Annotated in this window: 12 protein-coding genes; 4 read left to right on the forward strand and 8 right to left on the reverse strand. The window is 74.2% G+C overall.

The window, feature by feature from the left end; translation table 11 throughout:
- Nucleotides 1-10: 10 nt before the first annotated feature.
- Nucleotides 11-979, reverse strand: coding sequence for an ADP-ribosylglycohydrolase family protein (locus RBJ77_RS12695; RefSeq protein WP_372345080.1), 969 nt, complete (start codon nucleotides 977-979; stop codon nucleotides 11-13).
- Entirely contained in the window at nucleotides 979-1,146 is a 168-nt protein-coding gene (locus RBJ77_RS12700) for a hypothetical protein (protein WP_372345081.1), read from the reverse strand. The genes RBJ77_RS12695 and RBJ77_RS12700 overlap by 1 nt, the downstream gene beginning before the upstream one ends.
- Nucleotides 1,147-1,303: 157 nt before the next feature.
- On the opposite strand from RBJ77_RS12700, the gene RBJ77_RS12705 reads away from it, so the two are divergent.
- The 3 genes from RBJ77_RS12705 to RBJ77_RS12715 all read left to right on the forward strand — a co-directional run bounded on the left by RBJ77_RS12705 (nucleotide 1,304) and on the right by RBJ77_RS12715 (nucleotide 4,604).
- Complete coding sequence (locus tag RBJ77_RS12705; protein ID WP_372345082.1) at nucleotides 1,304-2,458, forward strand: sensor histidine kinase; 1,155 nt, start codon at nucleotides 1,304-1,306, stop codon at nucleotides 2,456-2,458.
- The gene (locus RBJ77_RS12710; protein WP_372345083.1) at nucleotides 2,446-3,090 is read left to right on the forward strand and encodes a LuxR C-terminal-related transcriptional regulator; all 645 of its coding nucleotides are present in this window, start codon (nucleotides 2,446-2,448) and stop codon (nucleotides 3,088-3,090) included. The genes RBJ77_RS12705 and RBJ77_RS12710 overlap by 13 nt, the downstream gene beginning before the upstream one ends.
- Nucleotides 3,091-3,155: 65 nt before the next feature.
- On the forward strand, nucleotides 3,156-4,604 hold the full coding sequence (locus RBJ77_RS12715; protein WP_372345084.1) for a threonine/serine exporter ThrE family protein: 1,449 nt from the start codon (nucleotides 3,156-3,158) through the stop codon (nucleotides 4,602-4,604).
- A 31-nt stretch (nucleotides 4,605-4,635) separates the two neighbouring features.
- Here RBJ77_RS12715 and galE read toward each other — a convergent pair whose 3' ends face one another.
- From galE to RBJ77_RS12735, 4 genes are all read right to left on the reverse strand, one after another.
- A complete protein-coding gene (gene galE / locus RBJ77_RS12720) occupies nucleotides 4,636-5,661 on the reverse strand; it encodes a UDP-glucose 4-epimerase GalE (RefSeq protein WP_372345085.1) in 1,026 nt (341 codons plus the stop codon).
- A 31-nt stretch (nucleotides 5,662-5,692) separates the two neighbouring features.
- Nucleotides 5,693-7,252 (reverse strand): glycosyltransferase family 2 protein, encoded by a 1,560-nt coding sequence (locus RBJ77_RS12725; protein WP_372345086.1) that lies wholly within the window; start codon nucleotides 7,250-7,252, stop codon nucleotides 5,693-5,695.
- A gap of 119 nt (nucleotides 7,253-7,371) precedes the next feature.
- Nucleotides 7,372-8,601, reverse strand: a complete 1,230-nt coding sequence (locus RBJ77_RS12730) for a glycosyltransferase 87 family protein (protein WP_372345087.1) — start codon at nucleotides 8,599-8,601, stop codon at nucleotides 7,372-7,374.
- A 33-nt stretch (nucleotides 8,602-8,634) separates the two neighbouring features.
- Nucleotides 8,635-9,090, reverse strand: a complete 456-nt coding sequence (locus RBJ77_RS12735) for a MarR family winged helix-turn-helix transcriptional regulator (RefSeq protein ID WP_372345088.1) — start codon at nucleotides 9,088-9,090, stop codon at nucleotides 8,635-8,637.
- Between the two features lie 128 nt (nucleotides 9,091-9,218).
- On the opposite strand from RBJ77_RS12735, the gene RBJ77_RS12740 reads away from it, so the two are divergent.
- Complete coding sequence (locus tag RBJ77_RS12740) at nucleotides 9,219-9,632, forward strand: organic hydroperoxide resistance protein (RefSeq protein WP_372345089.1); 414 nt, start codon at nucleotides 9,219-9,221, stop codon at nucleotides 9,630-9,632.
- A gap of 3 nt (nucleotides 9,633-9,635) precedes the next feature.
- On the opposite strand, the gene RBJ77_RS12745 is transcribed toward RBJ77_RS12740, so the two are convergent.
- On the reverse strand, nucleotides 9,636-11,222 hold the full coding sequence (locus RBJ77_RS12745) for a hypothetical protein (protein ID WP_372345090.1): 1,587 nt from the start codon (nucleotides 11,220-11,222) through the stop codon (nucleotides 9,636-9,638).
- Nucleotides 11,219-14,683, reverse strand: coding sequence for a CDP-glycerol glycerophosphotransferase family protein (locus RBJ77_RS12750; protein WP_372345091.1), 3,465 nt, complete (start codon nucleotides 14,681-14,683; stop codon nucleotides 11,219-11,221). Before RBJ77_RS12750 ends, RBJ77_RS12745 begins: the two co-directional genes overlap by 4 nt.
- Nucleotides 14,684-14,729 lie beyond the last annotated feature (46 nt).

Raw genomic sequence — 14,729 nt, forward strand, 5'->3', positions numbered from 1 at the left:
CGTCAACCCGTCAGCCGGTGTGCGTCGGGTCCTGTGCCAGCTCCTGTGTCAACTCTCGTGCCAACCGGGTGAGTTCGGGCAGGCGCAGGACCCGCCCGTCGAAGCCGGGCAGCGGTACGTGCAGGCGGTCCGTCCACCGGGCCGGGATCCGTGCGGCCCCGTACACGGCGCCCGCCAGGGTCCCGGTGACGGCGGCGACCGTGTCGGTGTCGCCGCCGAGGTCGATCGCGGCCCGCAGCGCCGTCTCGAAGGAGTGCGTCGTGCGCAGGGCCCAGACGGCCGAGCCGAGGCAGGGCCAGACCGCGCCGTTGAACTCGGTGGCCAGGTCCGGGTGCCAGTCCTCGGCGAGGACCGTCGCGTAGCGCTCGCGGTGGGCGGGGCGGATCAGGGCGACGACCTCCGGCAGACCGGCGAGCGGGTCGGCGCCGTCGAGCGCGCGGCGCACCAGTTCGTGCAGGACGGCGGTCCCCTCCCACGCCGCCCCGTCGCCGTGGGTCAGCGCGGCGATGCGCCGGGCCGCGTCCATCGTGACCTCGGTGGGCCGGTGGGCGTAGTGCACGGCGGAGGTCGCGGCCCGCATCAGTGAGCCGTTGCCCGCCGCGCGTCCGGTGACCTGGAAGTGGATCGCGGCGGCCTGGTCCCACGGAAGGCCGTTGGTGAGGACGTCCTCGGTCTGCAGCCCGATGTCCTTGGGGTCGGCCGCCGCCCAGCGCTGGAAGCGGGCGAAGACGTCGGCGGGTTCCAGGCCGCCGTGGTCGAGCAGCGACTCGGCGACCAGGACCGCCATCTGCGTGTCGTCGGTCGCCTCGCCGGGATCCCAGCCGCCGCCCCCGCACATCTCGTCGTGCGGCCCGGCCCCGGGCGGGAACCGGGCCGAGAACACGCCCTCGGGCCCGAACTCGAAGGGCGCGCCGAGGGCGTCGCCGACCGCGGAGCCGATGACGGCTCCCAGCGCGCGGTCGTGGCGGGAGGGGGCCATCAGGCCCCCGCACGCCGCCGCGTGGCGAACAGGACGCCGGCGGCCGTCAGGGTCGCGACGCCCGTGCCGACGCTGATCAGGACCTGCTGGACGCCGTCGAAGGCGAAGCTCGTGGAGACGTTGGTGATGAGGGCCGCGGCCAGGATGAGCCAGAGCAGTGGCTTCATGGTGGGTTCCTTTCCCCGTTGATGATCCCCGTGTCGTTCTCGGTGGCGTGGACAACGATGCCGGGGGCGGGGCCGGATGGCGATGGTGGGTCCTCCCCGCACGATGGTGTAGCCCGCTACACCTCCCCCGGCCGAGGCGCTCGCCTAGCCTGGGCGCATGCGGGAGACGGTGCGGCGGGCGGGGCTCGCCACGGGGCAGTTGGGGGTGGCGGCGGGGCTTGCGATCGTGTCGTACCTGTTCGTCGGTCTTGTGCTGTTCACCGCCGTCGTGACGCTGCTCGTGGTCGGGGCGGGGGTGCTGCCGGAGACCGTGCTGCTGCTGCGCCGGGTCGCCGGGTTCAAGCGGCGGCGGGTGGCGGGCTGGACCGGGCGGGCGGTCCCGGAGGCGTACGTCCCGTTGGAGGGGCCGCTGAAGGAGCGGGTGCGGGCGGCCGTCTCCGACCCGGCGACCTGGCGTGATCTGCGCTGGCTCGCCGCGCACTTCGTCTACGGGTGGCTGCTGCTGTACGTGTCGCTGATCGTGTGGGCGGTCGGGGCGGTCGTCGACGGGGTGTGGGCCGGGCTGCTGCGGCGGCCGCCCGTGCTGCTGCCGCTCGTGGCGCGGCTGGCCGACCTCGACGCGGCCTGGTCGGGCGCCCTGCTCGCGCCGCCGCCGGGCGCCGAACTGGTCGACCGCGTCGCCGAGTTGACCGAGAGCCGGGCCGGTGCCGTTGCCGCGCACGGCGCCGAACTGCGGCGCATCGAGCGGGACCTGCACGACGGGGCGCAGGCGCGGCTCGTCGCCCTGTCCATGCGGATCGGGCTCGCCAAGCGGGCCTACGGGCGGGACCCCGACGCGGCGGCGAAGCTGATGGACGACGCCCAGGACCAGGCCGAGGAGGCCCTCGCCGAACTGCGGCACGTGGTGCGCGGCATCCATCCGCCGATCCTCACCGACCGCGGTCTCGTCGGCGCCGTACGGGCCCTCGCGGCGAGCAGCGGCCTGGCCGTGGACGTCCGCGACGACGGCGTCGAGGGCGGCTCCCGCGCCCCGGCCGCCGTGGAGGCCGCCGCCTACTTCGTCGTCGCCGAGGCGCTGACGAACGCCGCCAAGCACAGTGGCGCCGACCGCGCCGACGTCGAACTCGCGCGCCGGGCGACCGGGTTGGGGGTCGTGGTGCGGGACGCCGGGCGCGGCGGCGCCGACGAGCGCGGCGGCAGCGGGCTGATCGGGATGCGGCGCAGGGTCGCCGCGCTCGATGGGAAGGTGGAGGTGTCGAGCCCCGTCGGAGGGCCGACCGTGATCGAGGTGGAGTTGCCGTGCGTGTGGTGATCGCCGAGGACAACGCGCTGCTGCGCGAGGGACTCGTCCTGCTGCTCGGCTCCGCCGGGCACGAGGTGGTGGCCGTCGCCGAGAGCGGTCCCGAGGTGCTGCCCGCGCTGCTCGGGCACCGGCCCGACATCGCCGTGCTCGACGTGCGGATGCCGCCCGGTTTCCGGGACGAGGGGCTGCGGGCGGCCCTGGAGGCGCGCGCGTCCTTGCCGGGGCTGCCCGTCCTGGTGCTGTCGCAGTACGTGGAGGAGTCCTACGCCGCCGAGCTCATCGTCGGCGGCGCGAGCGGCGTCGGCTATCTGCTGAAGGACCGGGTGGGCCGGGTCGACGAGTTCCTGGACGCGCTGGAGCGGGTCGCGGACGGCGGCACCGCCCTCGACCCGGAGGTCGTCACCGAACTGCTCGCCCGGCGCCGCGACGACCCGGTCGACTCGCTCACGCCGCGCGAGCTGGAGGTCCTGAAGCTGATGGCCCAGGGCCGGGACAACACGACGATCGCCGAGACCCTCGTCGTCACCGAGCGGGCCGTCAGCAAGCACATCGGGAACGTGTTCGCGAAGCTCGGACTGCCGCCGAGCGACAGCGGACACCGGCGGGTGCTCGCCGTCCTGGCGTACCTGAACAGGTCGTAGCGGGTCCTTGAACGGGTCGTAGCCGATCGCCCATATGGGCTATATGTCCGTTACGCTCCATCCGTATGGCTGTGAGGACCGACACACCGAAGACCCGGGGAACCGCCCCGCCCACCCCCTGGCTGACCCAGGCCCTGCCGCGGCTGCGCGGGCTCGAACCGACCCGGAGCTACGGCTACGGCGGCGAACTGCTGCACGACGACGGCCGGGCCGACGTGGAGGCCTACGGGGCGCGCGTCGCCGATCTCGCGATCCGGCTCGGCGAGGCGCTGCTGTCGTACGGGGCGTCGGCGGAGGAGGCCGTCGCCGGGATGCTGGTCACCGCGGAGACGTACGGCCTGAGCTACTGCGAGCCGAGCGTCACGCTCGCCTCCGTGTCGCTCTCCGCGCACGCGCCCGGCGAACTCACGCCGCTGCACGCGAGCCGCGTCATCCGCAAGCACGCCACCGACTTCCGCACGCTGGGCGACATCCACAGCCTTGTGGACGGCATCAGCGCGCGGCAGCTGTCCCTGGACGAGGCGCGGGCGGCGGCCGCGCGCATCCTCGACGCGCACGTGCCCGCGCCCGCGGGCGGTGGCCGGTGGGGGGTGCTGCGGGCGCCCGTGCAGACCGGGTTCGTGGCCGCGGGCGCCGCCGTCGTCTTCGGCGGCTCCCTGCTGACCTCGCTCTTCTCGTTCGTCGCCGGGTTCCTCGGGGCGCTGCTGTGCGGCTGGCTCGGGCGGCACGGGGTGCCCGCGTTCTACCGGTACGCCGTGGCCTCGATGCCGGCCGGGGCGCTCGCCCTCGCGGTCAGCGGCACCGCCCCGCCGTTCGCCGTGCAGGCCATCGTGGTGGCGGGGGTGCTCGGACTGCTGCCCACCGTGACCTTCGTGAGCGCCGTGCAGGACGCGCTGACCGGGCACTACCTGACCGGGATCGGCCGGTTCCTCGACGCGCTGCTGGTGTTCGCCGCCGTGATCACCGGGGTGGTCGTGGTGCTCGGGGTCGGCGATCTGTTCGGCCTCGGCGTGCCGATCGTGCCGGTGGTGCCGTCCGCGACGCGTGCCGACCACCTCGGCGCTCCGGCCGTCGGCGCCGTCGTCTTCGCGGTCGCCGTCGCGGCGCGGGCGCGGACGCCGCGGCGGGACTGGGGGCCGGCCGCGCTGCTCGGGCTCACCGGGTTCGTGGTGTCCGTCGAGTTCCGTGCGCTGGGGTTCTCGTCGCTGGTCGGTACGGCGCTGGTGGCGGCGGTCGTCGGGGGCGCCGGGCACTGGGTCGCCCGGCGCCGCCGGGAGTCGGCGCTGCCGCTGGTGGTGCCGGGGATCGCTCCGCTGTTGCCGGGTGGGGCGTTGTACGCGGCTCTGAGCGCGTTGGCCTCCGGCCGGACCACGGTGGGGGTCGGGGGGATGGTCTACGTGGCGGCCGTGACGTTGGCGTTGGCCGTGGGGGTGGGGTTGTCGGGGGAGGTGGGGCAGTTGGTGCGGCGGGTCCGTTGCGGTGTGGCCGTTTCTGGTGCGCGGCACCGGGGCTGAGGTCTCGGGGCTCCGCCCCGGGCCCCGCTCCTCAATCGCCGGAGGGGCTTGATGTGGCCGCAGGTGGCTGATCGGGTGCGGCCGCGTGCTGCCAGCCCGCCCATGCCGACGCCACCATCTCCCTCACGTCACGTTTTGCCGTCCAGCCCAGTTCCGTGGCGATCCGGTCCGCCGAGGCCACCACTCGGGCCGGGTCGCCGGGGCGGCGGGCGGTCACCTCGGGGGGGAGGTCGTGGGCGGTCTCCTCGTTGATCACGTCGATCAGTTCGCGGACCGAGACCCCCACCCCCCGGCCGATGTTGAGCGTCAGGTCCGTCCCGGGTGCCGCACCGGCCAGGCGGCGGGCCGCGGCCACATGGGCCTCGGCCAGGTCGGCGACGTGGATGTAGTCGCGTACGCAGGTGCCGTCCGGCGTCGGGTAGTCGGCGCCGAAGATGCGGGGCGCCTCGCCCGCCGTCAGCTTCTCGAAGACCATCGGGACGATGTTGAAGACACCGGTGTCGGCGAGCTCGGGCGTGGCCGCGCCCGCCACGTTGAAATAGCGCAGGGACGCCGTCGCCAGGCCCGTCGCGCGGCCGGTCGCCCGGACCAGCCACTCGCCCGCGAGCTTCGTCTCGCCGTAGGGGGACATGGGCAGGCAGGGGGTGTCCTCCGTGACGAGGCCCCCGTCCAGCGTCGCCTCGTCCGGCATGCCGTACACCGCCGCCGACGAGGAGAACACGAACGCGCGCACGCCCGCCGCGGTCACCGCCTCCAGCAGGACCCGCAGGCCCTCCACGTTCTCGCGGTAGTAGCGCAGCGGCTGCTCGACCGACTCGCCGACCTGCTTCTTCGCCGCGAGGTGGATGATGCCGGTGACCGGGTGGGCGGCCAGGGTGCGGTCCAGGAGCGCGCGGTCGAGCGTGGAGCCCACCACCAGTTCCACGCCGGAGGGCACCCGGTCGCGCACGCCGGTGGACAGGTCGTCGTAGACGACGGCCCGCTCGCCCGCCGCGCGCAGGGCGTGCACCACGTGCGCGCCGATGTAACCGGCCCCGCCGGTGATCAGCCAGGTCATGTCGGTGAGGTCTCCTCGTCCGTCGGAACGTTCAGTGAAGCAGGCGGGCGGCCCTGCGCCGCACCACGGTCGCCACGCCGCGCACCCCCGGCGCCGTGCGCAGCGCGAGGGCCCCGGAGTGGGTGGCGTACGGCTGCGCGAGGAGCACCCCGTGGCGACGGCTCGGTACGGCGACGCGGCGCAGCAGGCCGGGGCGGCGCACCGCGTGGGCGGTGGCGTCGCGGTGGGAGCCGTCGGCGAAGTGCAGCCGCAGCCGGACGTCCCAGGTGCCGGGGCGGCCGAGGGCGGACAGGTCGAGGGCGACCGTCGCCGTCCACAGGTCGTCCGGCAGGGCGGTGAAGGCGGCGGTGCGGTGCTGGACGGTGGTGCCGTGCTGCCGGTCGACGAGGTCCACGTCCACCGTGCGCGGCCCGGCGTCGGCGACGCGGCCGTACAGCTCGTGCAGCAGGAGCCGGAGCCGGGTGCCGCGGGCGCGGGGCCGCAGTTCACCGTCGACGGCGACCGGCAGCAGGTCCATCGGGCGGTGGAGGAGGTGGTCGAGGGTGACCTGGGGGAGGTCGGCCGACCAGGCGGGCGTGCCGTCGGGCGCGTACGCGTACGGCGGGCAGAGCCGGGCCGGGCGCGCGGCGACCTCCTTGAGGCGCGGCAGGTCGCGCGGTTCGGCGGCGGCGAGGATCACCCGGCCGACGACCCGGCCCGGCGCGGGCGCGGCCTCGAAGTCGGCGGTGTCGAAGGTCTCCAGGTAGGCGCGGGTGCGCTTCCACCAGTCGGTGCGGTACTCGGCGCCGCGCAGGTCGAGTTCGCGGGCGTACATCCGCAGGGAGTGGTCGAGGAAGTGGGCCCGGGCGGCCCGGGCGAGCCGCTTGCACGACGCGGCGAGGAGGATCTCGACGGCCTGGCGGTGGGCGTCGAGGCGGGCCTGCCAGTTGTCGATGCCGGCCCGGTCCAGGGAGATCGAGAGCTTCTCGGCGGCGCGGCGCACGTGCCACACGTAGACGGTGTCGGGGACGAGGGCCATGCGCGGGGCGGCGGCGAGGACCCGCGCGGTGAACACGAAGTCCTCGTAGACGAACCGGCCGTCGGGGAAGCGGATGCCGTGCTCGCGCAGGAAGTCGGTCCGGTACAGCTTGTTGACGCACAGCGTGTCGTGGACCAGGCGCGGGCGGCGGGTGGGGCGGGCGACCACGGACGCCTTCGCGTACAGCTCGGGCTGCCAGGGAACCTCGTGCCCGGACGGGAGTTCGCGCCGCACGCACAGTCCGGCGGCGACCTGCGCGTCGTGCGCGACCGCCGCGCCGAGCAGCGCGTCGACCGCGCCGGGCGGCAGCACGTCGTCGCTGTCGAGGAACATCACGTACCGGGCCGCGGCCCGGTCGATGCCGTCGTTGCGCGGAGTGCCGCAGCCGCCGCTGTTGGCCGCGCGGTGCACCACCGTCAGGCGCGACTCGCGCGCGGCGAGCCCGTCCAGGAGCGCTCCGCTGCCGTCCGTGGAGCAGTCGTCGACCGCGATCACCTCGCGCACGGCGGGACCCTGGGCGAGGGCGGAGCGCACCGCGTCGGCGACGTGGGCGGCATCGTCGTAACCGATCACGACGACCGTGACGCACGGGTCTTCCGATGCTGCGGGGGCAGGGGCCGACCGGCCGGGCTCGATGGGTTCCACGGGTGAATCTTAGGGGTTTCAGGTAATTGTCCGGTAAGCCGGAAGTTTTACTCTTTCGTGCCTCTCCAAAGGGAACGGAACGACACGAACACCCCTCCGAGGAGAAGGGCGTTGCGCACGGCCATCACCGCGCAGCCGGTCCACGTCCCCGCCATCACGTCCTCGTAGAGCACCGGGTACGCGAGCGCGCTGACGCCCGCCGCCGCCACCACCAGGAGTGCGACCGTGCGCTGGGTGGTGTACGTGGAGGTGAGGCAGACGGCGGCCAGGCCGAGCAGCCAGATCAGGTACTGCGGGCTGATCACGCGGCTGGTGACCGTGAACATCAGCACGGCGCAGAGCGCGGCGTCGAACGGCGTCGCCGCCGAGTAGGCGCGGCACCGCACCCGCCACCACAGCAGCAGTCCGAAGGCCGCCGCCGTCAGCGCGAGCGACGCCGTCGCGACGACGTGCACGTACGGGCCGGTGAACTCCATCGCCCCGTACTGGTAGCGGACCTGCCCCGGCCAGCCGAAGCGGCGCGCGAGCATCAGCGCGGTCCCGCCGAGCGACTCGATCTGCACCCCGCGCCCGCCCTGCTCGCGCAGGAACGAGAACGGCGAGCGGAAGGCGAGCGCGAGGACGAGCAGCAGCGCGGCGGCGGAGACGAGCGCCGAGCCCCAGGCCTGCCGGGTCGTCCGGCCCCGCGGAGCGCCGAGCAGGGTCAGCGCCGGCCACACCTTCACCAGCGCGCCGCACGCCGCGAGGAACCCGGCCGCGCGCGGCGCCCGGTCCATCGCGAGCAGGGCGAGGACGGCGAACGCGGTGACCTGGACGTCGTAGCGGGCGAGCGGGATGTGCAGCAGCAGCGGCAGTCCGGCCACCCAGAGCCAGGCGCCGCGCGGATCACGGTCGCCGCGCGCGAGCGCGTACGTGACGAGCGCGTCGGTGGCGAGGGTGAGGGCGACGAACGCCTGGAAGTAGCTGAGCCAGGGGAGCAGCCCCGGCGCGAGCAGCACCGGGCCCGCGCCCGGCGGGTACTGCCACAGCGGGTCGTCCGCCGGGAAGGTGCCGTGGGCGAGGATCCCGTACCAGTGGGCGTACAGGCCGTGCACCTCGCGGGCGACGCCGCCGACCCCGAGCGGGGCGGACCCGTCGCGGGCGAGCAGCAGGAGCGCAGCGGCGCGGGTGAGCAGCCAGGTGACCGGGAGGGCGGCCCGGGCGAGACGGCCGGGGCGGACCCAGGTGGCGTGGATCGGGGCGCGGGTGGTCGGACGCGACCTGGTGTCGAGTGTCACGGTTCGGGAGCGTATGTCCCGAAACGCGGTCGGTCAGAGCGCCGCTCCGTCCAGCGCCTCCGTCAGCCGGTTCAGGCGCTCGCGCAGGTCCTCGATCTCGGCCAGCTCGAAGCCGGTCGCCTGCGCGATCTTCTGCGGGACGGTCACGGCGCGCTCCTTGAGGGCGGCGCCGGCCGCGGTGAGCGTGACGGTCACCGACCGCTCGTCGCGCGCGCTGCGCTCGCGGCGCACCAGGCCGTTCGCCTCCAGGCGCTTGAGCAGCGGGGAGAGCGTGCCGGAGTCGAGGCGCAGCCGCTCGCCGAGCCCCTTCACCGGCAGCCCCTCGTCCGCGGGGGCCTCCCAGAGCGCGAGCATGACCAGGTACTGGGGGTAGGTGAGGCCCAGGTCCTTGAGGAGCGTGCGGTAGACGCCGCCGAAGGCGCGGGTCGCCGCGTTCAGGGAGAAGCAGATCTGCCGGTCGAGCCGCAGGTAGTCGTCATTGCTGGCCATGTCCTCAGGGTAACCCTCGACGTGATTGAGTTGTGCACAATTGAATTGCGTGCTCTACTTATGGCTGTACTCACGGAACGCACCGAACCGTGAACCGTGCATCGTCGAACCCGAGAGGCAGGTCCCTCATGGACGCCATCTACACCGCCGTCGCCACCGCCACCCACGGCCGCGACGGCCGCGCCGTCTCCTCCGACGGTGTCGTCGACCTCCAGCTCGGCATCCCCACGGAGATGGGCGGCAACGGCCAGGGGTCGAACCCGGAGCAGCTCTTCGCCGCCGGTTACGCCGCCTGTTTCGGCAGCGCCCTCGGTCTCGTCGGGCGCGCCGCGAAGGTGGACGTCGCCGACGCCGCCGTCACCGCCGAGGTCTCCATCGGCAAGCAGGGCGAGGGCTTCGGCCTCGCCGTCGTGCTCCGCGTCGAGCTGCCGGACGCGGTCGACGCCGAGACGGGCCGCAAGCTGGTCGAGCAGGCCCACCAGGTGTGCCCGTACTCGAACGCGACCCGGGGCAACATCGACGTCGAGCTCGTCATCGAGTAGTCCTCAACGGGTGCGCGGCGAGCCCCCGTTGACCCGGGCGAGCACCTCGCCGGTCCGGGGGCTCCAGGCCACCACGACCGCCTCGGGCGGCAGCTTCTGCTCCTTGTCGAGCAGCAGCCAGTGCACGTCGTAGCGGTGCGCGATCGCCGCGCGCTCCGAGGGGGTCGAGCCGGGGGAGAGGTACGCGCGGACCGCGGTCAGGCGACGGTTCCGTTCCCGCTCGTCGAGCGAGGGGTCCGGCCAGGCCGGGGCGACCAGGTTCGGGCCGTAGCCCGGCAGCGAGCGGGTCGGCCGGTAGCCGTTCGTCAGGACCACGTCGCCGGGCGGGACGTGCTGCGCCGCCCAGGCGTACGTCGGCCACATCGGGGGCTGGTCCAGGACCCGCGGCACCACCGCGCCGCCCTGCACCGCGACGAACCCGACCACCGCGCCCGCCGCGGCGGCCGCGCCCAGGACGCGGCGCGGCCACGTCCACGGGCGCGGGGCCGCGAGCGCGATCGCGAGGGAGAACTGCGGCGGGACGAGGGCGAGGCCCATGATCCGGCCGTACGTGTAGTGGCCGGTGGCCCAGCCGTAGGCGATGACCAGGACGTCCGCCGCGAAGATGAGGGCGAGGGGGTCGCGGGGGTTGCGGCGGAAGCGGTGGGCGAGGGCCGGGAGGCCGAGGAACGCCAGCCAGAAGCGTTGCGGTAGGTCGGTGTAGAGCTGGTGGTGGATGGCGTCGACGCTGGTGTCTCCGACCAGGGTCAGGACGTCGTAGTAGGGCCAGATCAACGTGACGGTCGCCGTTGCCAGGAGCGCCGTTGCCCAGCGGGTGAGCTGTTTGTGTGCCGGTTCGTCGTGGCTGGTCGCGCCCCGCGGCGGAGCCGCTGATCGATACAGCCCCGCGCCCCTGGCCGTACCGATCCTTGCCGCGCCGATTGCTGTGACGCCGATCAGGGCCGCCACCGACGTGATCGGGTGGATCAGGAGGATCGCGGCCACCAGGATTCCGAGGCCCGCGTAGCTCGCGTACGGACCCCGGCCTCCCAGGCGGTACGCCCACGCCCAGGCCCAGAACGTCAGGCCGATCGCGAACGTCGACGGGTAGCCGAGGTTGCCCGTCATGGAGAGCAGGCCCAGGTAGCCGCTCCACCAGGCCGTGCGGGTGCCCCAGAGCAGGGTCATCGCGAACAGGGCCAGGACCGGCGCCCATTGGCGGGACGTCAGGACGCGGACGAAGCGGTTCAGGCCGGTGAGCAGGACCAGCAGGTTGAGGGGGCCCGCCAGTTTGACGACCTCCCAGCCCGCGAGGCCGGTGAGGCGGGCGAAGACGCCCTGGGCGACCGCGTACGGGGAGTAGTAGGGGCTGCCCGCTCCCGGCAGGTCGGCCATGGGGTGGCGCGGGTGGAGCAGGTTCGCCTTGAGCCGTTCGACGACCGCCGCGTGCTGGCCGAAGTCGCAGCACATCGGCACCCGCCAGTACGCGAGCGTCATCACCAGCCAGAACAGGCCGCCGAACACGAAGAACGGCGTGGGGCGCCAGAACCGGCCGCCGCGCAGCGCGGTCGCGCCGCGGACGGCCCGTCTGCCGAGCGTGGAGACGGTCATCGCATCAGCCGTTCCGCCACCCGCGCCGCCGCCCGCCCGTCGTCCAGGTCGCAGTAGGCGGCGCGGAACGCGTCGTAGGCGTCCGCGTGCCGGGCCGTGATCGCGTCGAGGTCGCGCAGCGCGCCGACGACCTCGGCGGTGTCGGTGAGGAGCGGGCCCGGGGCCTGGCCCTCGAAGTCGAGGTAGAAGCCGCGCACCGTGTCCCGGTAGTGCTCCAGGTCGTACGTGTGGAAGAGCATCGGGCGGCCGGTGTGCGCGAAGTCGAACATCAGGGACGAGTAGTCCGTCACCAGGACGTCCGCGATCAGCAGGAGTTCGGCCGCGCCGGGGTGGTCGGTGACGTCCCGGACGAAGGGCGCGCGGGCGCCGGTGAGCCGGCCCGTGGTGCGGGGGTGCTTGCGGACCAGCAGGACGTGGTCGGCGGCGAGTTCGCGTTCGGCCGCCGCGAGGTCGAGGGCGGGCTCGTGGCGGTAGCGGCCGGGGGAGTGCGCGAGGTGGTCGCGGTAGGTCGGCGCGTAGAGGACGATCCGTTTGCCGGGGGCGATGTCGAGGTCGCGGCGGAGCCGCTCGGTCTCCTTGCGGCGGTCGTCGGGGGCGGCGAAGAGGATGTCGTTGCGCGGTGAGCCGGCCGCCAGGACCTCGCCGTCGTAGGCGAGGGCGCGGGACAGGTGCGGGGTCGACCAGCGGGACGGGGCGACCAGGACGTCCCACTGCCGGGACAGCTTCGGCAGCAGCGCCAGGTCGTCGTGGTCGGCGTACAGGGTGTCGGTGAGGTCGGTGCCGATGCGCTTGAGCGGGGCGCCGTCCCAGGTCTGGACGACGGTCTGGCCCTCGCGGCGCTCGAAGAAGTCCGGCAGCTGGTGGGCGGTGACGATGCGGCGGCAGCGGGCCAGGGCCGCGTACCAGGCCGCCGAGAACTCCTCGACGCCCGTGGCGGAGGCGGGGACCCGCGTGCGGCCGTCGCGGGTCACCCACAGGTGCTCGACGTCGGTGCCGCGCCGCACCAGCTCCGCGTGGACGGCGCGCGGCGAGTCCCCGTCGACGTACAGGACCGCGTCCCTGAGCGGGAGCCGGCGCTGGGCGGGGTAGTGCACGGTCCGCAGGCGGTGGCGACGGTAGGCGCCCCGGTCGGCGGGGGAGAGCGCCGGGCCCGCCTCGATGAGCAGCCGGTCGCCGAAGCGCCGGTCGAGCGTGAACTCCCGGTCGCTGTCGGGGTGGTGGCGTGGCAGCTCCGCGCCGGCCGAGGTCAGCACGCGGACCGGGACGCCGTCGCCGTACCGGTCGTCCGCCTCCCGGACGAACGCGTACCAGCGGCCCTCCCACAGCCGGGTGGGGGCGACGACCGCGCGGAACCGGTCGCCGCCGCGGGCCAGCGGCACCGTCACCTCCTCGGTCGTCGAGCTGTGCCGCAGCACGAACTCCGGCTCGCGCCAGGAGAGTTCGGACACCGTGCCCTCGACCACGCAGGAGCCGTCGCCCGCCCAGGCGACCAGTTCCGCGATCGGCTGCCGGGTCAGTTCGACGACGAGCTGGCCCTGGTCGTTGGCGGTCGCGCACAGCTCGCGGCCGCCGGCCGGGTACCGGGCCGGCGGCAGGTCGAGCGCCGCGGCCACCGAGCGGGTCTTCCCGTCCGGCAGCACGAAGTTGACCTGCCAGCGGTCGCCGTGGGCCGGCTCGACCTCCTTCGGCGCGCGGTGCGGCGGCTGCGGCACCCCGGCCGGGTCGGCGAGCGGGAAGCGCACCAGGAAGCGGCCGCCCGCGCAGGTCACCGGGTAGGCGAACTCGGTGCCCGAGTGCTTGTGGGTCAGGCGCAGGGTGCGCGGCTCGATGCCGTTCAGGAGCCGGCCGGTGAGCACCACCTCGTCGTTCTCCAGGCGGTGCTCGTCGGCGAGCGCCGCGTACGCCACCACCTTCAGGACGAGCCGGCCCTTGGTGAAGGCGACGACGAGCCGGGTGCCGTCGCCGAGGTCGCGCACCAGGTTCTGCTGCGCGGAGCCGTCGGCCGCGCGCAGGGCGGCGCGGCGCAGCCGGCCGTGCCCGGCGACGACGACGCCGAGGTCCCAGGTGCCGGGCCGCAGCCGGCCCTTCACCTTCAGCTTCTCCGGGTCGATCGTCATCGTGAAGCCGGAGTGGTCGTAACTGTGCAGCTCCTGGCGGGAGTCGGCGGTGGCCCGCGGGTCGGGGGCGGTGCGGGTGGGGACGCGGCGGATCTGGGTGCGGCTGTTCGCCGCCTTCAGCAGGCCCGTCCTGACCGAGTGGCCGGGCCGGGCGGCCGCGAGGTTCTTCACGTACGCGTAGCCGCTGATCCGCAGCTTGCCGTCGGCGCCCCACACCGTCTCGCGGACCCGTGCCACCACCGGCAGCTCGCGCTTGCCGACCTTCACGAGCCGCTCCGGGAGGCGGCTCAGGCCCGGGTAGGCGGCGGTGTGCCGGAGCGCTCCGCGGACCTGGAAGGCGGTGCCGTTGCGGCGCTCGAAGGACAGCAGGCGCACCAGGTCGTCGAGGCGGCGCTCCCGGACGAGGTGCCACTTGACGCGCAGGTCGAGGGGGAGGCCGTCGGCGACCGCCGGGTCGGCGCGGCGCAGGAACGCGGCGGTGTCGTCGAGGAACGCGCCGCGGTACTCGGGCCCGCCCATCGGCAGCCCGTCGAGGAAGTAGACGAAGTCGTCGCGCAGGCAGGACGTGTCGTACGTCCTCTTCAGCTCGGGCCGGTCGGGGAAGCGCTCGGCGAGGAACCGGCTGACGTGGTCGCAGGCCGCGATCCGGTCCCGTACGCCCTTGACGTCGGTGCGGCGCCGGGTGATCGAGCCCTCCCGCACCCGCCAGTAGTAGACGTGGTCGTCGAGCACGTCGACGCTCTCCGCGAGGAAGTGCGCCGGGATCATCACGGGCGTGTCCTCGTAGAGCTTGCCCTCGGGGAAGGTGAAGCCGTGCCGGTCCCAGAACGCCCGCCGGAAGACCTTGTTCCAGGCGACGCGGTCGGAGAGGAGCTGCCGGTCGCGGGTGATGTGGGTGCGCTCGCGGCGCCGCGTCAGCCACTTGTACTGCCAGGCCTGGCTCCGGCCGCGCTCGTTGAGCCGCCACACGTTGCCGGTCGCGAAGTCCGAGCCGGTCCTGGTGAGGCTGGCGGTCATCCGCTCGTACGCGTCGTGCGGCACGACGTCGTCGCTGTCGACGAAGGTGAGGAACTCGGCCTCGGGGTCCGCGTGCCGCACACCGGCGTTGCGGGCGGCGCTCAGTCCGGCGTTGTCCTGCCGGACGTAGCGGAACCTGGGGTCACGCTCGGTGAAGGCGCGGGCGATCCGGGGGCTGTCGTCCGTGGACCCGTCGTCCACGAGGACCACCTCGAGGTCGGTGAGGGTCTGGGCGGCGATCGACTCCAGGCATTCGGCCAGGTAGTCCTCGACGTTGTAGACGGGCACGACGACGCTGAGGCGGGGGTGGCGTGGCGTTTGCGGCATTCATCCGTTCTGCCCGCTTGCGTCAACATTCTTGCCGTCGGTAATC

The organism is Streptomyces sp. KL116D, from assembly GCF_030766975.1.
Taxonomy (GTDB): Bacteria; Actinomycetota; Actinomycetes; order Streptomycetales; family Streptomycetaceae; genus Streptomyces; species Streptomyces longispororuber_A.